The organism is Acinetobacter sp. SWBY1 (assembly GCF_002946595.1).
GTDB classification, from domain to species: domain Bacteria; phylum Pseudomonadota; class Gammaproteobacteria; order Pseudomonadales; family Moraxellaceae; genus Acinetobacter; species Acinetobacter towneri.
Genome location: NZ_CP026616.1, coordinates 1,562,237 through 1,582,565, shown reverse-complemented (window position 1 = coordinate 1,582,565; position 20,329 = coordinate 1,562,237). Strand labels below are relative to the sequence as shown.

The window sequence follows — 20,329 nt, the reverse complement described above, 5'->3', positions numbered from 1 at the left end:
ATGCGGGTTAAGCTTATGTGTCAAACTGATTAAATCCGTTCAGTTGTGATCTACACGCACAAAAAAAGAAGCAACCATGTGCTTCTTTTTAAAATTCAATATTTTAGATTAGCTGTGACTGACTCGGCGCTTCTCAATTAATTTGCCAAAAAACAAACCAATTTCAAACAGCATCCACATCGGAATGGCAAGCATGATCATCGATAAAGCGTCTGGCGGTGTGACAAACATGGCCACAAAAAAACAGCCAACAATAATAAAGCGACGTTTTTCAACCAAAGTTTGCGTAGACACGACACCAATCATAATCAGCAAAAGTGTGACAATTGGAATCTCAAAGGTAAAACCAAAAACCAAAAACAGCTTCAAACAAAACGTAAGATAGCTATTAATGTCGGTCATCGGGGCGACTGTTTCAGGGGAAACGCTAATGAAAAAGTGCAGAATGGATGGCAAGGCGACAAAGTAAGCAAAGCTAATTCCGATATAGAACAAGCAAATACTGCCGATCAGCAAAGGCAGCGCCAAACTTTTTTCTTTTTCATATAACGCTGGTTTTACGAATGCCCAAATCTGATACAAAATAAATGGCATCGCAATGAACAGCGCGACAAAAAAGTTTAGTTTAAACGGCGCCATAAAGGTTGCGGTAACATCAGTCGCAATCATGGTCGATGTATGTGGCAATTGTGCTCGTAAGGGCTCTGACAAGACCTGATAGGTTTTATTGGCAAATGGCAATAAACAAAAGAATAAGGCAATAATTAACCCGACAATTTTAAAAAGATGCTTACGCAGTACCATCAGGTGCTTGGTAATTGGCATTTCTTCTAATGCAGGTTGCTCAGACTTCACTGCCAAATGAGGAAGCTGAGTAGAATTGGGCTGACTCATACCGCGACCTTCATTTCAGTATATGTTGTTGTATTTTGGATGGGTGAGATAGATGCTGATGCAGTCCGCACTGGCGCTTTAGGGATGCGCACCATGCACTGTTTTTCTGTATTTTCAACAGGTTGATAAAACTGCTGTTGTAAGTTGTTTAAAGATGCCTGTTTTGAGTCTGTCGATGATTTTGCATCATCAAAGATTTTTTCATTTTTCATTTCGGACATCTGAGCCTGCATTTTTGCTTCAAGCTCTTGAATACGTGCCATTTCTTGCTGCATTTGTTCACGTAATTCAGATAAACGCAATTCACGGTCGATGTCGTTTTGAACATTGCTGACCATACGTTTTACTTTGCCATACCATTTTCCAACAAAACGCGCAGCTTCTGGAAGTTTCTCAGGACCCAGCACCAATAATGCAATGATGCCGAAAATCAGCAGTTCCGTCATTCCAATATTGAGCATAATCTCAAACCCTCAGCCTTAGTGTTTTACTGTCGAATTGACATCACTGCTGTTGGCCTGATGTTCGATGGTACGCGGTTCTTTGAGTTGAGCTGTTTCAGCTTCATCGTCTTTAATTGATTTTTTAAAATCTTTGACTGCACCACCGACATCTTTACCTAAGTTTTTCAGTTTAGATGTACCAAATAATAAAATGACCACAATTGCAAAAATCAGCACGTGCCAAATAGATAATCCTGCCATGATTTAGACCTCTCAATAGTTGAGCCTATCTCAACAGGTCTGTATGACAATGCGGTGACGAATGTGTTGCGATTTAAAGACAGGGGATTAAAGAATATAAATTTGGAAAAAAGAAACAGCCTGTACATGACCACAGGCTGTTGTATTTGAACAATTAAGATTTGACTTAGCAGTTGTTACGGTAATTCAGCTTGTAGGCTATCTTTAAACAGCTGCATGGCCTGACCACGATGACTGATTTTATTTTTTTCTGCTTTCGACATTTCAGCACTCGACACACCTAATTCAGGTAACCAAAACAGTGGGTCATAGCCAAAACCATTTTCACCACGGGTTTCTGCTAAAATTTCCCCTTTCCAAATCCCCTGAAATATTTTAGGTAGTGGGTCATCGGCATGTTCAACCAAGGCTAAAACACAGACAAACATGCCTTCAATGGCTTCACCATCTTGACGTAGTGGTTTGAGTTTATTGAGCAGTTTTTCATTGTTGGCAGTATCATTACCATGTTCGCCTGCAAAACGTGCAGAATAAATACCTGGCGCACCACCTAAAATTGGCACACATAAACCTGAATCATCGGCAATGGCAGGCTTGCCTGAAATTTTTGCGGCATGGCGAGCTTTTAAAATAGCATTTTCGACAAAGCTCAAACCATCTTCCACCGCATCTTCAATATTGAGCTGACCTTGTGGAATCACCTGTACAGGTAAGTCGAGCTGTGCAAACAAGGTTTCAAATTCTGCAATTTTGCCTTTGTTGTTGCTTGCTAAAACCAAAGTGCCTTGAGCGCGCCAATCAGTTGCAGTCATAATTTAGATCTAAATTGAAAACAATAGGGCATATTTTAACGGATTTTTCAGATTTAAAAGGTTAATCTTGCATAGATTTATTTTTAAAAAGTAGAAGGGGGACAAGTGTGAGAAAAATTTCAGAACTATATCGTGATTCAAGCCAGCATCGCGCATTACTCCAGCAAAGTGAGCATTGTGGTTGCTTTTATTGTCTTGAAATTTTTGATTATAGTGAAATTGAAGATTGGTGTGATGACGAGCAAACCGCAATTTGCCCGCATTGTGGTATAGACGCCGTATTGGGTTCTGCATCGGTAGAAGCATTAACCCCTGAACTGCTAAAGGCCATGCATCAGGCTTATTTTGAATAAAATATAAAAGCACCCGAAGGTGCTTTTAATGAAATTAAACGCGGTTGGATTTATTGCGCTTGAATCCACTTGTCGGCACGGTCACGTGCTTGACGAATTTGTTCTTGGGTCAAGTTCGCTGCCAATGCAGTTTTCTTACCTTCAGACAAAGAAATCACTTTGTTATCGAGCATGCCATCACGGGTAGATAATTCATACCACTGATATGCGCCCATATAGTTTTTCTTTTGTTCTTCCATCATGGCAAGGTTAAAGCTTGCGCGGTTGTCGCCGCGGCTGGCTGCTTTTTCAAAATATTGACGTGCCAAGACTTCGTCTTTTTTCGTGCCAATGCCATCTGCCAACATACGGCCTACATTCAATTGCGCTGCAGATAAACCTTGATCTGCCGCAGCTTTGTACCAAGCAAACGCTTGACGGCTGTCTTGCTGTACGTCTTTACCTTGTTGATATTTAGTCGCTAAGTAAAATTGTGCGCCTGCTTGACCTGCTTTGGCTGCTTTCGTTAAGCCGTTAATATCCATCACAGAATATTGTGCTGCTTGGCTTGCTACAGAAGATGGTGGAACATAATCTGCGTGGGCTTGAATGCTCAACAGTCCAACCAATAGCGTGGTGCTTAATAATAGTTTTTTCATAGAGCGCTCACTCGATAAATTGCGACTTCACCAAACAAATTAGGCAGATGCTTACTGAGTAAACTATCTTGTTGATTCCCATTCACGGCAAGTCGGTTAATGATGCGAATATTATTTTCGGCACAAAGTGCCTCAAAATCACGAAACGTACATAAATGAATATTTGGGGTGTTGTACCACATATAAGGTAATGCGTCTGAAACAGGCATTTTTCCTTTTAAGGCGAGAAAAGAGCGAGTCTTCCAATGCGCAAAGTTTGGAAAGGTAATAATTGCCTGTTTAGCCACACGCACCATATCTCTTAATAATACGTCAGGTGCATCTACTGCTTGCAAGGCTTGTGCCATGACCACATAGTCAAAAGACTGGTCGGCAAAGCGGCTAAGCCCCAAATTCAAGTCTTGTTGGATGATATTTAATCCGCGACTGATCGCAATTGCAATCTTTTCTTGATCAATTTCTAATCCGTATGCACGAATATTATGCTGTTTGCTCATGTGAGCCAACAGTTCGCCATCGCCACAACCTAAATCGAGTACTTTAGAATTCGGTTTAATCCACTTTTCGGCAAGTTGCTGATCAAGACGCATTACACGGCCTCCTGTGGGGTTGCTTGAAGATGTTCTGTTCCACCCAAGAATGCACGCATGGCTTTCACGTATAGTGGAATTGGGAACAAGAACGAATCGTGTCCTTGTTCGGCATCAATATCTAAATAGCTGACAGGCTTATGATTGCTAATTAAGGCATCCACAATTTCCTGCGAACGCTCAGGGCTAAAACGCCAGTCGGTGGTAAAAGACACCACTAAAAACTTGCATTTTGTGTTCGCCATGGCTTTTTGTAAGGATTGTTCGTATTCACGTGCAGGATCAAAATAATCCAGTGCCTTAGTCATAATTAAATAGGTATTGGCATCAAAATTACGGCTAAATTGTTCGCCCTGATAGCGTAAATAGCTTTCGACCTGAAACTCGACATCAAAGCCATACATAAACTTGCCAGATTTTAAGTCACGACCAAATTTCTGTTTCATGGCTTCTTCAGACAAATAAGTGATGTGTCCAACCATGCGCGCCAAAATCAATCCACGTTTTGGATAGCTGTCATGTTCCAAATAACGCCCATGATGAAAATCTGGGTCAGATAAAATCGACTGACGCGCGACTTCGTTAAAAGCAATATTTTGTGCGGAGAGTTTTGGTGCACTGGCAATAATGACGCATTTTTTCAGACGATCAGGATAATCAACCGACCATTGCAAAGCCTGCATGCCACCTAAAGAGCCGCCAATAATTGAATACCAAACCTCAATGCCTAAACGGTCAGACAGCATGGCTTGGGTTTTGACCCAATCTCGCACAGTGACCAATGGAAAATCTGGGCCATAAGGGCGATTGTCATTTTCAGGGTTTGGCGATGTTGGACCAGTCGAGCCGTTGCATCCGCCAATATTGTTTAAGGCCACCACAAAAAAGTGGTTGGTATCAATGGCTTTTCCCGGGCCAATACAGGCATCCCACCAGCCTGCTTTTTTATCGTCGGCATGATGATAACCTGCAGCATGATGATGCCCTGACAACGCATGACAGATCAGAATAGCATTGGATTTGTCGGCATTGAGCGTGCCGTAGGTTTCGACCATCAGTTCGAAGCGGGGTAGAACACGGCCACATTCGAGCTCTAGGGGTTCTTCAAATTGGAACTTTTCTGGAACAACAATGCCTACTGAGTCAGCTGGAAAAGACACGGGAATAATTCGCCTTAAATCCTGAGGATGAATAAACAAAAGGATACCACTTGGGGTATCCTTTTCAAAATGCTTTTATGCGTTTGCAGCGCTTTAAACTGCGGCAGCAACCACTTGATCCGTGCTTAATACACCTTGCTCAATCAAGCGATTTGTACAAGCAATGATCGCATCAATTGATGAAGTCACAATGTTGTCATGAACCCCTGCACCAAATGCAGATTTACCTGTGCCTTTCACTTGCAATTCAATTAAAGCCAACGCTTTTGCATGTGCACCCGAGCTAATGCTGCGCTCTTCGTAGTTCAAGACATCAATTGGCAATTGCAATGCGTTTAAAATCGCTGAAATTGGGCCATTGCCTTCGCCACGTAAGTGCTGCGTTTCACCATTTACTACAACATCTAGTTCAATGACCTGATTGCCATTTTCATCAGACAATTTGTAGTTTTGTGTTGCATATTGTGCATCTTTTACCGCAACGTAAGTTTCTTTAAACAAGTTCCAAATTTCGCTTGCGCTAATTTCTGTACCTTGTTCATCGGTACGTTGTTGCACAATTTGCGAGAATTCGATTTGTAAACGACGCGGCAAAGTCACGTTGTAGTTCGATTCTAACAAGTAAGCAATACCGCCTTTACCCGATTGTGAGTTGACACGAATCACTGCGTCATAGTCACGACCTAAATCTTTCGGGTCAATTGGCAAGTAAGGCATATCCCAAATTTCTTCATTTTTCTGGAACTCAAAACCTTTCTTAATTGCGTCTTGGTGTGAACCAGAGAATGCAGTAAAGACTAAGTCACCTGCGTACGGATGACGAGGGTGTACTGGCAAGCCTGTGCATTCTTCAACTGTTGCAATAATTTCGTTGATGTTTGAGAAATCCAACTCTGGTGCAACACCTTGGGTGTACATGTTCAACGCAATCGCAGCAACGTCTACGTTACCTGTGCGCTCACCGTTACCAAATACACAACCTTCTACACGGTCTGCACCCGCCATGATGGCCAATTCAGAAGCGGCAATACCACAACCACGGTCATTGTGACAGTGTACTGAAATGATCACACCATCACGACGCTCAATATTGCGGTGCATCCATTCAACTTGGTCTGCATACACGTTTGGTGTAGACACTTCCACTGTTGCAGGCAAGTTTAAAATGACTTTATTGGTTGGCGATGCTTCCCAAATTTCAGTTACCGCATCACAAACATCTTTAGCCACTTCTAACTCAGTTGCAGTGAAACATTCTGGGCTGTACTGGAATACCCACTCAGTTTCAGGTTGCTTCGCTGCATATTCTTTTACTTTGGTTGCAGCGTTAATGGCCAATTGTTTGGCACCCGCAACATCTACATTTAAGACTTTTTGGCGGAAGGTAGGCGAGTTGGCATTATAAATATGCACAATTGCACGTTTTGCACCTTGTAAAGATTCAAAAGTACGTGCGATTAAATGGTCACGTGCTTGTACCAATACTTCAATATATACGTCATCTGGAATATGACCTTCTTCAATCAATTTACGCGTGAAATCGAAGTCAACTTGAGATGCCGATGGGAAACCAATTTCGATGTGTTTAAAACCAATTTTCACAAGCATTTGGAACATTTTGAATTTTTGTTCAATGTTCATTGGCTCAAAGATCGCTTGGTTACCGTCACGTAGGTCGGTACTCATCCAGATTGGCGCTTTGGTAATTTCGTTATTTGGCCATTGGCGGTCTGGTAAGTCGACGCGCTGGTACATACGACGGTATTTTTTGCTTGGATCTGCCAGCATCATGTGAAAACTCCTTGAATAGTAGCGGTTGCATCGGTCGTGGATAACGGCAACTTACTATAAATATAGATTGTGTCTATTCTATCAATTTACAAGCTATTTTCAGGAGACTATCGCTAAAAGTCGAATCATGGCACTTGTAAACCAATATCTGTATGTTAATGGATCTGCAAGGGTAATAATTCCCTGTTTTTTACAAATATAGCCATACCTGTGAAAATTTTTTCTGTTATTTGTTTTATTTCTGATAAATATAACTGTTGTTAATCTGTTCAATGCTGCTTGTTCCCATAAGTGCCATGCTCACTTCAAATTCTTCTTTTAAGAGCTTGATGCTATGCGCTGCCCCTAATGCACCAGCAACTGCCAAGCCATAAATATATGGCCGTCCAATTAATACTGCATTTGCCCCTAGGGCTAATGCTTTAAAAATATCTGTGCCACGGCGGATACCACTGTCCAATAGAATAGGGAAATCGTGCGGTAAAATTTTTCGGATAGTACTTAAAACTTGAATTGGACTGACTGCGGTATCTAAAACTCGACCACCGTGATTAGACACAATAATCCCTTGTACGCCGTATTGATACGCCTGTTGTGCATCGGCAGGGTGTAAAATACCTTTGAGTAAAATAGGCAGTGGACTGTGTTGTAGCAACCAAGCAATATCTTCCCATGTGGCAGCCTGCTGCATCAATCCATCAAAAAGAGGGTGCTGATTTTCCTTAAGCGGAGTGGTATTTACAGATGATTGATATACCGCCCGAATATGTGCAGGCAATTGAAAAGCAGCGCGACGTTCCCGATCTCGAATGCCCATGTGCGGTGCATCAACCGTGAGTACAATGGCTTGATAGGCATAGTGTTGCGCTTGAAAAATCAAATCCAAAGCAGCTTTACGACTGCCTTGCCAATACAGTTGAAACCATTTTGCCGTGCCCGAAACCTGATTCAGTGTGCTCATTGAAGTGGTACTTAAATGACTGAGAATCATGGGGGCTTGTAGGGCGGCTGCCGCTTGCGCTGTAGCAATTTCCCCCTGTGGATGAAACAGTTGTTGGTAAGCCACGGGTGCTAAAAAAATTGGGTGTGGATACTGTTCGCCCAAGAGCTGAATTTGCGTATTTGCCCCTGCAAAAGTATTTAAATGACGGGGCAATAATTGAATATCGGCAAACGCACGTAAATTGTTGTTCAGACTATATTCATCGCCTGCAGCGCCTTCTAAATTGGCCCAAGTGGCTGCATCTAAATGTAATTGCGCCTGTTTTTGATAGTCGGCAATGGTGTGTAAATGTGGCGGGATGTGATTCAAAGCTGCCAATGGCGTGGTATTCATAACTGACTCCATTGACGAATCAGATTGTGATAATGTGCGGTTAGTGCCAATACTTCTGCTGTATCTCCAAGTTGTTGACGCAATTGCAAAATAGTCATATCTAAATTGAACAGCATACTGCGTTGCCAGTCATCTTTGACCATACTTTGACACCATGTAAACGCTGCAATTCGTTGACCTGCTGTAACAGGTTCGACCCGATGTAAACTGGTAGCAGGGTACACGATGGCATCACCTGCACTGAGTTTGACTTCATGACTACCGTAATTGTCTTCAATAATCAGTTCACCGCCCTGATATTCTTCAGGCTCACTTAAAAACAGGGTCATGGACACATCTGTGCGAATCGGACGTTGTACCTGTGCGCAATATTGCACGGCATTATCAACATGATTGCCATAGGCTGCTGTGTTTTGATAACAATTGAACATGGGTTGCAGAATGTGCATCGGCAAGGCAAAGGACTGCAATAAAGCCTGTTGTTTTAGTGCACTGAGGATGTCTTGTGACAGAGTTACATAGCTCGGATGCTGCAGGTCAAATTGTAAATTCTGTTTAATTTTCTGTGCTTGTGCGCCTGCACTGAATTGGCCATTTTGCCAAGCCGATGCACTGTCTAACTCAGCCCGAATTTGCTGGACTTGCACTTTACTGAGTACGTTAGGAATGTGAAGCATCATATTGATTCTTCCTGTGAAAGTTATAATTCAAAAAATTGAATACTCGACATTATGGTTCAGCAGTAAAAGTTCGAGCGATCTGTGCTATGAAAGCGACTCATCGCCCGAACCAATCTATATAGTCTCTTTTGAGCTACGCTATAGATTTATTGCAATTACTTAGAACTTGTAATTCAAGCTAAGCGTTGCCGAGCGTGGCTGTCCAAGAACCACACGACCACCACCATTGTTAAGGGTGCTGATATATTCTTTATCGGCAAGGTTGTAGAGGTTCAGATTTAGTGAAGCGTGTTTGTTAAAGTTGTAGCCTACCAAAGCATCAATGACGACATAGCCTGGGATATTCGGCATGTTGGCAGGTGCGGTGCTGTCAGTGACTACACGTTTTTGTTCATCAACATAACGAGCGCCTAAACCAAATTTAAAGCCTGCCCAGTCGTAGGTTGACCATAAGCTTGCAGTCCATTCAGGTGACCAGCGTTCAGATAATGTTGTGCTACTCGATGAACGTTGATTCAGTTGTTTAACTTTCATGTGGGCAACGCCTGCAGAAATATTCCAGGCATCGGTAATTTGCCCCACAGCACTCAGCTCAACGCCATCGACTCGCTTTTTACCTTCTTGTACTGCAAGCTGAGAAATTGGATCTATGGTCGATTGGTTTTCATTTTCTGTACGATACGCTGCAGCAGCCATAGCAAGTTTGCCTTGCAATAACTCCCATTTGCTGCCTACTTCATAATGATGGGTTTCTTGAGGCTGCGCATTAATGGCATCATTGCCTGATTCAGACAGCGTGAAGTTGGCACTGCCTGGCGGAGTCAATGATTTGGCATAAGAGGCATACACACTGTTATTTAAAGTAGGTTTATACACACCGCCAAGTTTCCAGCTTAACAATGTGTCGTGCGTACTGAGGTCTTTGGCGACCAAGGCATTACCACCTCGCGGCAAAGTTAAGCCCTGATAATCGGTTTCATAATAATCGACCCGAACACCGCCGTTCAGCTGGAAACGCTCTCCAAATTTTAAAGTATCGAATAAATAAGCTGCGGCAGTTTGGGTTTCACCATTGGTATAACCGCCATTATAAATAAGCGCTGGCATGGCTTGATTGCGGTCAGGTCGATAAAGATTAGCCCAAGGTGTATTGACGGTCGCTTCACCTGGCAATTGTGTGGCCAACAGTTTGCTGGATTGCTGTTCTTTTAAAAACTCCATACCTGCAACAACATCATGTTCAACAGCGCCAGTTTGTAGATCGAAATTTAAAGTGGTTTGATTGGCCAGAATCTTATTTTCCTGATCAACTCCTTGGCGGGAGCGATTCACTTCCCATTGTGCTGGGTCAGGTGAACCATTGGTTCTTAAACCACTAGCACCCGTATTGATCCCTGTCAGCACCCGATTCATCTGCGTTTTGCCTACACGGGTGATGTTGGTCAGTTTGAGTCGATCTGTTAAATCACTTTCAATTTTTGCAGTAAACATATCTGCATCGACATCTTCATAGTCATTGACATGACCATAAAAGTTTTCCCGATTGACTTTAGGTGCAGTCGCTAACAGCGAGTCTGAGTTATAAAAGCCCTGCATGCCGATTGTTGGAATACCACCATCTGGAATATTGCGCTGTCTGATGTGTTGAGAATACAAATATAAACGAGTGGCCGTGTTTAATCCGAAAGCAAGAGAAGGGGCGATGGCATAACTGTTATTTTCGATATAGTCACGTCCTTCCACACCACCTTCTTGCCCCATCATGTTCAGACGAAATGCCGTATTGGGGTTGATGACTTGGTTAATGTCTGCTGAGAGTCGGGCATGTTTTGCGGTGTTATAGCTGGCAGAAATTTCCTGACTGTTTTCACTTTGCGGTAATTTACTCACCAAATTGATATAACCCGAAGCCGCACCACGACCTGCTTCTGAACCTGATGGGCCTTTGACCACTTCAATTTGATCAAGGTTAAAGACATCACGGCTGATAGCACCTAAATCTCGAATACCATCGACATAAGTTGAGGTTTGGGTAGAAAAACCTCGCATTTGAAAGGCATCGCCTGCGCTGGTATTACCATTTTCACCAAGTTGCAGGGTAATGCCTGGAGTGTTGCGTAAGGCTTCAACCAACGAGGTTGCACCTTGCTCCTGCAAAATTTCTTTTTTAATTACAGATATGGTTTGTGGAGTATCCAACAACGGCTGTGTGTATTTTGCAGAGCTTAAACTGTCTGCCTTGTATTTGCTTTCGGCTTCTGATTTAACCGTAATGGTAGGTAAGTGGGTGACGTCATCTTCAGGGCTTGCGGCATGTGCAAGTAGTGGAAGAGAGGCGGCTAAAGCCATCAGTTGCGCAGAGCGATTGTGTTTGCGGCTTTTGATCTGTGCCATTTATGGTAGTTCCCTAAATGTAAACCAACAGGAGGCCACGCTTTATTCAGCGTTTTTAGTTCAAGATGAATAAAGTGTGAAGTTGTTGTTATGACGTCTATAACAAGTGTTGCTAATTGTATTGAGAATCATTATCAACAACAATGTGTGGGATGACACTTTCCTTTGATTCTTATTTGAAAATAATAATCATTATCAATATTTTTATTTAATAAAACGATGTAAACGTGAAAGGCTTGGGAATAAAGACAGAAAACCCTGCCGAAGCAGGGTTTGAGAAATATAAAGCGAGTTTAGAATTTAAAGGTTGTACTCAATTGAACACGGCGACCTTCTTGGGTGTTGCTGTGGCGGTTGTAATAACTGCCATCAATTAGTTCGTAATCGGTAAAGTCTTTATCAAAAACATTGTACAGTGCGACACCAATATCCCAATTATCGTTTACGGTAAAATTAGAGCCAATATGGAATAAGGCATAAGATTTAAAGTCACCTAATTCATCATAAACCTTTTGGTTGGCAGCAGTTAAGTTTTCATAAGTTGATGTAAAACGAGCACGCTCACTTCGGTATTCACCACGAGCCCATAGATTCACGTAATCAGCTGCTTGCCATTTTAAAGAAGCATTTACAATATGTTCAGGAGTATCGTTTAAAGGTGGATTACCCAACTTGGAATCTTTAATTTCGGTTTCTGTCCAAGTGTAATTTAGACCAAATTTCCAAGCAGGGATAAACTCCCAATTGAAACCAGTTTCGATTCCATAAACCTCGGCTTCTTCTGCGTTAGTTGGACGAGTAACATTCCATGAGTCTGCTCGTGTTTGCCCTTTGCTTTTATAATAATCCATGGTCCACGGTGTTCCAATGGAGTCCATAAATGCTTCACAGGCTGCTTTATTGGTATCTGTGTCACATTTTAGTTCAGCATTACCATTTACAATTTTATCTTCCACCTGACTATAGAAGGCAGTAATGTTGGCATCAAAATTATCGTTATTATTGAAATATGCAGCTAACTCAAAGTTGTTGCTTGTTTCTGGCTTTAAATTAGGATTACCAAAAACTGGGTTACGTCCCTGGCCGCTGACATTATAAATACCATTGGTTAAGCGCTCTAAACGTGGTGCTTTATATCCTTCAGAATATCCGCCTTTAAATGTCCAATTGTCATTTGCATTCCAAACGAGGTACGCACGAGGTGTCCAAAAATCACCAAAAGTGCTGTGATCATCAAAACGTAGACCTAAAGTCAGAGCTAAGCTATCCGTCAATGCCCAAGTATCTTCTGCAAATAAACCGAGTTGATCAAAAGAAACTTCTTTATTCACACGTAAGCCGTCTTTAATGCTTGCATCCCACCATTGACCGCCTAGTGTTATGTTGTGCCCACTAAAGTGTTGTGTGGTGAACTTTGTATCAAAAATAGTATCTTCACTCTCAAGTAAGCGAGGTGTGACAGTTTTGGATAAATTCTGAGCACGTGCTGGAATTAAACGTCCTACAGTTTCGGTCTGAGTATTGCTAATACTTGAATCTAAAGTACCGATATTGGTACGCCAAGTATGGGCTAGAACCACTTTTTCACGATTATATTCTTGAGAGGAGTTGTATCCTCCATCTGCACCTAAGGTACCCAATTGCCCTTTACTATTGTCATACCATTGTTCGGTTTGCTCATATTCAGCAGAAATATCATGATTATCATTAGGTGTTAGTGTTAGGCGAACACCAAGAGTTTCTAAATCAGATTTGGTTGGGCTGTTACCTTGAGATAACTCGGTATCTGAATTGGCATCTGGGGTTACATGAGATTGATCACGTTCCGCTTTACGGCCACGTAATTGAATACCAAGTAAATTTTGAATTAAAGGACCAGTAACGTAGGCATCTACTGAGCGTTGATTGCCAAAATCTGAATAGTTTGGGTTAATTGTCCCTTCGAGTGTGACAGCACCTGTCCATTCTGGTGAAACTTTTTTGGTAATAATATTAACGACACCGCCAATGGCATCTGAGCCATAAAGGGTAGAAGCGGGTCCTCGGATAATTTCGATTCGCTCAACTGCAGAAATTGGCGGAATAAAACTGTTATTTGATTCACCAAAACCATTAGGGGTAATATCACCTGTACTGTTTTGGCGGCGGCCATCAATCAGTACCAACGTATATTCAGCATCCATCCCACGAATACGAATATTTAGTCCGCCTGTTTTTCCTGCTGTTGGACTAATATCAACCCCTTCCACATCAACCAAGGCATCAGCAACGGAGTTGATACGTTTATTTTTTAAATCTTCTGCACTAATGACAGTAATTGATGCAGGTGCATCCTTAATTTTTTGTTCAAAACCTGCCGCTGAAACCACAATTGTGGAAAGTTGGTGGGTTGAAGTCGCATCGGTAGAGGTATTTGCGAAAACAGCAGTAGAGGTTGCCCCAAGTAATGCAAGACACAGCGGGTGTAGGTTGAACTTAGCCATAAAATTATATCTCTAATATGAATCAATGATCCTAATTCAGACCTATATGGTAATTAGAATCATTCATGAAGGAGTTGGCTAATAATAATGATAAGGATTCTTATTTACAACAAGAAATATACACAAAGTTGAAAATTTACAGAAAATAGCGTGTCGATTAAAAAAATTCAGTCGAGATCAGAACGTATTTTGTATATCCTTTAATGTTGTCATATAATGTGGCACTTTTTTATAAACTGTTATTACTAACTATATCGAGGAAGCCATGCAAGTAACTTCTGAAGCGGTTTCGGGCGTTGCCCGTCGTTTAAATGTATCTGTACCGACGAGCCGTATTAACGAGCAGTTTGAAGCTCGCTTGAAACGCACTGCCAAAACTGTGAAGATCAACGGCTTCCGTCCAGGTAAAGTGCCTGTAAACGTTGTTCGTCGTGAATACGGTGCGGGTATTTATCAAGAAGTGGTGAACGACATTATTCGTGATACCGTTTTTGAAGCAATCCAACAAGAAAAAATCAACGCTGTTGGTATGCCAAATATCGAAAAAACTGAAATGAAAGACGACGCTTTAGTATATGAAGCGACTGTTGAAGTTTATCCAGAAGTTGAAGTGAAATTTGAAGGTTTAGAAGTTGAACGTAAGTCTTCAGAAGTGAACGACAAAGATATTGAGCAAATGCTTGAAAATCTTCAAAAGCAACGTGCTTCTTGGGCAGAAACCAAAGGCATGGCGAAAAAAGACATGCAAGTGACTTTTGATTTTGAAGGCACTGTAGATGGCGAGAAGTTTGAAGGCGGTGCTGCTGAAGACTTTAAACTGGTACTTGGTTCTGGTCGCATGATTCCTGGTTTTGAAGATGGTATCGTGGGCATGAAAAAAGGCGAAGAGAAAGTGATTGATGTAACTTTCCCTGAAGACTACCAAGCAGCGAACCTTGCAGGTAAAGCAGCACAATTCAAAATCACATTGAAGCTGGTTGAAAAGCAAAAACTTCCAGAAATTGATGCTGAATTCCTACAAATCTTCGGTATTTCTGAAGAAGAAGGCGTAGAAAAGTTAAAAGCTGACGTTCGTAAAAACATGGAACGTGAAGTGAAAAACGGTTTACGTAACCAAGTAAAAGGCGCAACTTTTGATGCACTCGTTGCGGCAAACGAAGTTGAAATTCCGTCTGCAATGGTTGCTCAAGAAATTGACCGTCAACGTCAACAAATGATTCAGCAATTCACACAACAGTTTGGTGCGCAAGGTGCAAAAGCATTTGACTCAAGCATGCTTCCAGATGAATTGTTCAAAGAACAAGCTGAAAAATCTGTAAAACTTGGCGTATTGGTTAGCAAAGTATTAGAAAATGCTAAACTTGAAGTAGATCAAGCGCGTGTAGATGCTTACATCGAAGACATGGCTTCTTCTTATGAAGATCCAAGCGAAGTGATTGAATACTTCAAAAACGACAAACAACAGCGTTCACAAATCGAAGCAGTTGTTTTAGAAGATCAGGTTGTAGATCACATCTTGGCTTCTGCAAAAGTGACTGATACATCTGTAAGCTATGAAGACTTATTGAAAGAGCAACAAGCTCGTCAACAAGGCTAATAGGCTTTAGGTAAAAAAGGCGCTTTGTGCGCCTTTTTTATTGCATCGCAGTTTTTGGGTTTTTCACAGATCGACAACATTTAACTCAAAATATCTACGATTTAAGCTGTGAATATTTTGCAATTTAGACAATTATCCCTCATATTGTGAACATGAGTCGTGTCACAAGAATTTAGGAATAAATAACCATATGTATGTTCCAACAATTGAAAATGCTTTAGTGCCCATGGTGGTTGAACAATCCTCTCGTGGTGAGCGTTCTTTTGATATTTATTCACGTCTTTTACGTGAACGTGTCATTTTTTTGACGGGTGAAGTCGAAGATAATATGGCCAACTTAATTGTGGCGCAGATGTTGTTTTTAGAAGCAGAAAACCCGGATAAAGATATTCACCTATACATTAACTCACCAGGCGGTTCTGTGACTGCAGGTATGGCAATTTACGATACCATGCAATTTATTAAGCCTGACGTTGTGACTTACTGTATGGGACAAGCGGCATCTATGGGTGCTTTTCTGCTCAACGCAGGTGCAAAAGGTAAGCGTTATTGTCTTGAAAATGCACGTGTCATGATTCACCAGCCACTCGGTGGTTTCCGTGGTCAGGCATCTGATATTGAAATTCATGCACGTGAAATTCTATTCATTAAAGAGCGTTTAAACCGTTTAATGGCAGAACATAGTGGTCAGGACTATGAAACTGTCGCAAGAGATACCGACCGTGATAACTTTATGACTGCACAGGCAGCGAAGGAATACGGTCTTGTGGATGAAGTTTTAACAAAACGTCCATAAGTTTTAAAGATTGAGATATTGGAGTGACTATGTCCGAACATCCTCAGGGACAAAAACATTGTTCATTTTGCGGTAAAACGCAGTCTGAAGTCGGGAAGCTGATTGCAGGCGAGGACGCATACATCTGTAATGAATGTGTGGACGTATGCTTAGACTTGGTTCAGACCAGTCAACAAGTTGAGTCGGGTGATTGGGCAACACGTCCATTGCCAAAACCACATGAAATTCGTGCTGCGCTTGATCAGTATGTAATTGGTCAAGATACTGCGAAAAAAACCTTATCGGTTGCAGTATATAACCATTACAAACGCCTAAAAGTGAGCAATCAGGCGCATAAAGCAGGCGATGCTGTCGAAATCTCAAAAAGTAACATCATGTTGGTAGGTCCAACGGGTTCGGGTAAAACCTTACTTGCACAGACCTTAGCACGTCTATTAGATGTGCCTTTTGCAATGGCAGATGCCACGACTTTAACCGAAGCGGGTTATGTGGGTGAAGATGTCGAAAACATCGTGCAAAAGCTGTTGCAAAAAGCCGATTACGATGTAGAAAAAGCACAAAAAGGCATTATCTACATTGATGAAATTGACAAGATCACGCGTAAGTCTGAAAACCCATCAATTACTCGTGATGTGTCTGGTGAAGGTGTTCAGCAAGCCTTGCTCAAAATGATTGAAGGCACGGTGGCTTCTATTCCGCCTCAAGGTGGACGTAAGCATCCGCAGCAAGAATTCATTCAAATTGATACTTCAAATATCTTGTTTATTTGCGGTGGCGCATTCTCTGGTTTAGAGAAAATTGTGCAGCAACGCCAAGAAAAAGGCGGCATTGGTTTTACGGCAGACGTGAAGAAAAAAGATGAAGGCAAGAAATTGTCTGATTTATTTCGTCAGGTAGAAGCAACCGATTTGGTGAAATTTGGCTTAATTCCAGAGTTCATTGGTCGTTTGCCTGTAATTGCAACGCTAGACGAGCTAGATGAAGATGCATTGATGCAAATTCTGACCGAGCCGAAAAATGCCTTAACCCGTCAATATCAATACTTATTCGAGATGGAAAATGTCGATTTAGTCTTTGAAGATGCGGCATTACGTGCAGTGGCGAAAAAAGCCCTTGAACGTAATACAGGTGCGCGTGGTTTGCGTTCAATTCTGGAAAATGCCTTGCTCGAAACCATGTACGACTTGCCAAGCCGTACCGATGTTGGCACAGTGGTAGTGACTGAAGCGGTGATTGAAGAAGGTGCTAAACCTGAATTTCAGACCGAACGTCAGCCTCAAACAGAAGAACCTGCAGCAGAAAAAATTGACTTAAAAGTATTAGACAGCAAAACTGCTTAATACGCTATTCGTCTGAAACGTGCCGAAACGCTAGGTTTCGGCACGTTTTTTATTGTCAAAAAAATCAAGGCAGTGTTAATCTTAGACCTAGGCGTGGATGCCCATTATTCAAAACAACAATTGCAAAATGAATTTGCAGCGTGATTTCAAAAACGTGATTTACAAAAATAAGAAACGCAGTGAGGGATAGACATGCGTGGTGTCGCAATTTTGGTCGTGACCAGTTTAATGTTGCTGGGATGTCATGGCAAAAAAAACGTGGTGCAACAAACGCAACCACCTAGTACCTTAAAAGTTTTAGATTTAGAACAAAAACCTGGTTTTGTAGAACAACACCGTTTGGGCATGATGACCATTGGTGGTTGGGTCAATCAAAAACTAGGGCAAAATTTTAAACCTGTTCAGGCACAACATGCTGATGCTGCAATCGTGTATTTATATCGGCCAGATTCCAAATGGAACAGACAGGAAATTGTCGCGACCAGTATGTTTATCAATAAGCATCGGATTCCAAGTTTATTGCACAATCATTATTACTGGATTGAACTTGCACCGGGCGCGTATCGTCTGAGTGTGAGTCGTCCTTTAGGTGCATTACATTTCCAAAAACCGAAGTATTTGGATTTTCAGGTGCAGGCAGGGCAGTCGTATTTTATTAAATATGATGAAGAAAACTTGAGTACCCGCAAAGAGGTTTCAGGGCCTTTAATGCTCATGCCTTCAAGTACGGCGCAACAGGAAATAGCATTTACTCAACTGAAAACAGAAAGCTATAACTTTGTTGCGGAAGATCAGCACACAGGCAAGTTACGCAAAAAGCCACAAAAAATTAAGCATGAGAAATATGACCCTGCAGAAGATGTGCATTTAACCCAGCCATTTAAGTTGTGGGATCCTAGAACCTGGTAAGGTTTTTCATCTTTATCTCGCGCATTGCTTTTATTCATTTCTAGCATGCATAAAAAAGCACCCAAAGTTGGGTGCTTTTTCTTTATCACTGTATTGGAAAATTATTCTGCTGCAGCGTCTACAACAGGAATTTTACCAATTTTAGCTTGCCAGATTTTTGGTGCAATGGCGTGGATTGATGTACCGTTTACATCTACCGCAACAGAAACAGGCATATCTTCAACTTTGAACTTGTAGATTGCTTCCATGCCCAAGTCTTCAAAAGCAACTACTTCTGCTTCACGTACAGCTTTAGATACAAGATAGGCTGCACCACCTACTGCCATAAGGTAAGTTGCTTTATGGTCTTTAATAGCTTCAATTGCTGCAGGACCACGATCCGCCTTACCAATCATACCGAACAAACCAGTGTGTTCTAATACTTGGCGTGTGAACTTGTCCATACGTGTTGCTGTTGTTGGACCTGCAGGGCCAACCACTTCATCACCAACAGGATCAACTGGGCCAACGTAGTAAATGAACTTGCCTTTTAAGTCGACTGGCAATTCTTCACCATTGTTGATCATGTCGACCATGCGTTTGTGTGCAGCGTCACGACCTGTGTAAATCGTACCGTTTAATAATAAAGTATCTCCCGGCTGCCAAGTGTTCATTTCTTCTTGAGTGATGTTGTCTAAATCTACACGTTTAGATTTAGAAGAGTCCCAAGTCACTTCTGGGTAGTCATCCAGTTTAGGTGCTTGAATGTGTGCAACACCTGAACCATCTAACTGGAAGTGTGCGTGACGTGTTGCAGCGCAGTTTGGAATCATTCCCACTGGTTTGCCCGCAGCGTGGCAAGGATAGTCTTTGATTTTAATATCAAGTACTGTAGTTAAGCCGCCTAAACCTTGAGCACCAATACCCAATGCGTTTACTTTCTCGAAGATCTCGATACGGAGCTCTTCCATTTTGTTTTGTGGGCCACGACGTAATAATTCGTCCATGTTGATTTCTTCCATGAGTGCTTCTTTTGCAAGCATCATGGCTTTTTCAGCAGTACCACCAATACCAATACCAAGCATACCCGGTGGACACCAGCCTGCACCCATGGTTGGAACAGTTTTAAGTACCCAGTCTACAATTGAGTCAGATGGGTTCAGCATGGCCAATTTAGATTTGTTTTCTGAACCACCACCTTTAGCAGCAACCGTAATATCAACTTTGTTACCTGGAACGAGTTTGTAGTGAATTACTGCAGGGGTATTGTCTTTGGTATTTTTACGACCAAATGCAGGATCAGCCAATACAGATGCACGAAGCACGTTTGAGTTTTCTAGGTAACCCTGACGTACACCTTCGTTAATTGCATCATCTAAGCTCATGGTTAAATCAAATTTAACGTCTAAGCCCACTTCAAGGAATACGTTTACGATACCAGTATCTTGACAGATTGGACGATGACCTTCTGCACACATACGTGAGTTAATTAAGATCTGTGCAATCGCATCTTTCGCAGCTTTGTTTTCTTCACGATCATAAGCACGGCTCATCGCTTGGATGAAGTCTTGTGGATGATAGTAGGAAATAAACTGAAGCGCGTCTTTGATCGAAGTGATCAAGTCTTCTTGCTTGATAATAGTTGTCATATCAAAAATCTCTTGAGCGGGCGGATAGCTAGCGGACTAAATTATAAGACAAAATGTGGTCGTTGTGGGCACTTTGATCAAGCTTTGGGCGAAAGTTTAATATCGCACATGGGCTGTGGGAGATTGATGAAAGATCAAGCAAAAATAAACATTGCGATATGCACTGATTTTGCTTCTTTAAGGCTAAATTTTCCGCTATGTTCAGAACTCTATTTGCTCAATAT

At 41.8% G+C, this 20,329-nt stretch carries 18 protein-coding genes; 5 read left to right on the top strand and 13 right to left on the bottom strand.

Going from position 1 to position 20,329, the window contains the following annotated elements; translation table 11 throughout:
• Nucleotides 1-108: 108 nt before the first annotated feature.
• From tatC to rdgB, 4 genes are all read right to left on the bottom strand, one after another.
• Nucleotides 109-894, bottom strand: a complete 786-nt coding sequence (gene tatC, locus C3Y93_RS07520) for a twin-arginine translocase subunit TatC (RefSeq protein WP_104852568.1) — start codon at nucleotides 892-894, stop codon at nucleotides 109-111.
• The gene (tatB, locus tag C3Y93_RS07515) at nucleotides 891-1,355 is read right to left on the bottom strand and encodes a Sec-independent protein translocase protein TatB (RefSeq protein ID WP_104852567.1); all 465 of its coding nucleotides are present in this window, start codon (nucleotides 1,353-1,355) and stop codon (nucleotides 891-893) included. Before tatB ends, tatC begins: the two co-directional genes overlap by 4 nt.
• Nucleotides 1,356-1,373: 18 nt before the next feature.
• Nucleotides 1,374-1,598 carry a Sec-independent protein translocase subunit TatA gene (gene tatA, locus C3Y93_RS07510; protein ID WP_104852566.1) on the bottom strand — a complete coding sequence of 75 codons (225 nt, stop codon included), beginning with the start codon at nucleotides 1,596-1,598 and terminating at the stop codon, nucleotides 1,374-1,376.
• Between the two features lie 176 nt (nucleotides 1,599-1,774).
• Complete coding sequence (gene rdgB / locus C3Y93_RS07505; RefSeq protein WP_104852565.1) at nucleotides 1,775-2,410, bottom strand: RdgB/HAM1 family non-canonical purine NTP pyrophosphatase; 636 nt, start codon at nucleotides 2,408-2,410, stop codon at nucleotides 1,775-1,777.
• Between the two features lie 107 nt (nucleotides 2,411-2,517).
• Here rdgB and C3Y93_RS07500 point away from each other — a divergent pair, with 107 nt between their 5' ends.
• Nucleotides 2,518-2,763, top strand: coding sequence for a cytoplasmic protein (locus tag C3Y93_RS07500; RefSeq protein ID WP_104852564.1), 246 nt, complete (start codon nucleotides 2,518-2,520; stop codon nucleotides 2,761-2,763).
• 50 nt (nucleotides 2,764-2,813) lie between these two features.
• Here C3Y93_RS07500 and C3Y93_RS07495 read toward each other — a convergent pair whose 3' ends face one another.
• From C3Y93_RS07495 to C3Y93_RS07460, 8 genes are all read right to left on the bottom strand, one after another.
• Nucleotides 2,814-3,401, bottom strand: coding sequence for a tetratricopeptide repeat protein (locus C3Y93_RS07495; protein ID WP_104852563.1), 588 nt, complete (start codon nucleotides 3,399-3,401; stop codon nucleotides 2,814-2,816).
• Entirely contained in the window at nucleotides 3,398-3,991 is a 594-nt protein-coding gene (gene metW, locus C3Y93_RS07490) for a methionine biosynthesis protein MetW (protein ID WP_104852562.1), read from the bottom strand. The genes C3Y93_RS07495 and metW overlap by 4 nt, the downstream gene beginning before the upstream one ends.
• On the bottom strand, nucleotides 3,991-5,151 hold the full coding sequence (gene metX / locus C3Y93_RS07485; protein ID WP_104852561.1) for a homoserine O-succinyltransferase MetX: 1,161 nt from the start codon (nucleotides 5,149-5,151) through the stop codon (nucleotides 3,991-3,993). The genes metW and metX overlap by 1 nt, the downstream gene beginning before the upstream one ends.
• Nucleotides 5,152-5,244: 93 nt before the next feature.
• On the bottom strand, nucleotides 5,245-6,942 hold the full coding sequence (leuA, locus tag C3Y93_RS07480) for a 2-isopropylmalate synthase (protein ID WP_104852560.1): 1,698 nt from the start codon (nucleotides 6,940-6,942) through the stop codon (nucleotides 5,245-5,247).
• 235 nt (nucleotides 6,943-7,177) lie between these two features.
• On the bottom strand, nucleotides 7,178-8,278 hold the full coding sequence (locus C3Y93_RS07475; RefSeq protein ID WP_104852559.1) for an alpha-hydroxy acid oxidase: 1,101 nt from the start codon (nucleotides 8,276-8,278) through the stop codon (nucleotides 7,178-7,180).
• Complete coding sequence (locus C3Y93_RS07470; protein WP_104852558.1) at nucleotides 8,275-8,958, bottom strand: Fe2+-dependent dioxygenase; 684 nt, start codon at nucleotides 8,956-8,958, stop codon at nucleotides 8,275-8,277. The genes C3Y93_RS07475 and C3Y93_RS07470 overlap by 4 nt, the downstream gene beginning before the upstream one ends.
• A gap of 159 nt (nucleotides 8,959-9,117) precedes the next feature.
• Entirely contained in the window at nucleotides 9,118-11,352 is a 2,235-nt protein-coding gene (locus C3Y93_RS07465) for a catecholate siderophore receptor Fiu (RefSeq protein WP_104852557.1), read from the bottom strand.
• 293 nt (nucleotides 11,353-11,645) lie between these two features.
• On the bottom strand, nucleotides 11,646-13,835 hold the full coding sequence (locus tag C3Y93_RS07460) for a TonB-dependent receptor domain-containing protein (protein ID WP_104852556.1): 2,190 nt from the start codon (nucleotides 13,833-13,835) through the stop codon (nucleotides 11,646-11,648).
• Between the two features lie 265 nt (nucleotides 13,836-14,100).
• Here C3Y93_RS07460 and tig point away from each other — a divergent pair, with 265 nt between their 5' ends.
• The 4 genes from tig to C3Y93_RS07440 all read left to right on the top strand — a co-directional run bounded on the left by tig (nucleotide 14,101) and on the right by C3Y93_RS07440 (nucleotide 18,477).
• Complete coding sequence (gene tig, locus C3Y93_RS07455; RefSeq protein ID WP_104852555.1) at nucleotides 14,101-15,432, top strand: trigger factor; 1,332 nt, start codon at nucleotides 14,101-14,103, stop codon at nucleotides 15,430-15,432.
• Nucleotides 15,433-15,622: 190 nt separating this feature from the next.
• Entirely contained in the window at nucleotides 15,623-16,228 is a 606-nt protein-coding gene (clpP, locus tag C3Y93_RS07450; protein ID WP_004974855.1) for an ATP-dependent Clp endopeptidase proteolytic subunit ClpP, read from the top strand.
• A gap of 29 nt (nucleotides 16,229-16,257) precedes the next feature.
• Nucleotides 16,258-17,568 (top strand): ATP-dependent protease ATP-binding subunit ClpX, encoded by a 1,311-nt coding sequence (gene clpX, locus C3Y93_RS07445; RefSeq protein WP_004974856.1) that lies wholly within the window; start codon nucleotides 16,258-16,260, stop codon nucleotides 17,566-17,568.
• Nucleotides 17,569-17,760: 192 nt separating this feature from the next.
• On the top strand, nucleotides 17,761-18,477 hold the full coding sequence (locus C3Y93_RS07440; protein WP_104852554.1) for a DUF2846 domain-containing protein: 717 nt from the start codon (nucleotides 17,761-17,763) through the stop codon (nucleotides 18,475-18,477).
• Nucleotides 18,478-18,578: 101 nt separating this feature from the next.
• Here the strand turns inward: C3Y93_RS07440 and C3Y93_RS07435 are convergent, their stop codons facing one another.
• Nucleotides 18,579-20,105: a fumarate hydratase gene (locus C3Y93_RS07435; RefSeq protein WP_104852553.1), complete on the bottom strand. Its 1,527-nt coding sequence runs from the start codon at nucleotides 20,103-20,105 to the stop codon at nucleotides 18,579-18,581.
• Nucleotides 20,106-20,329 lie beyond the last annotated feature (224 nt).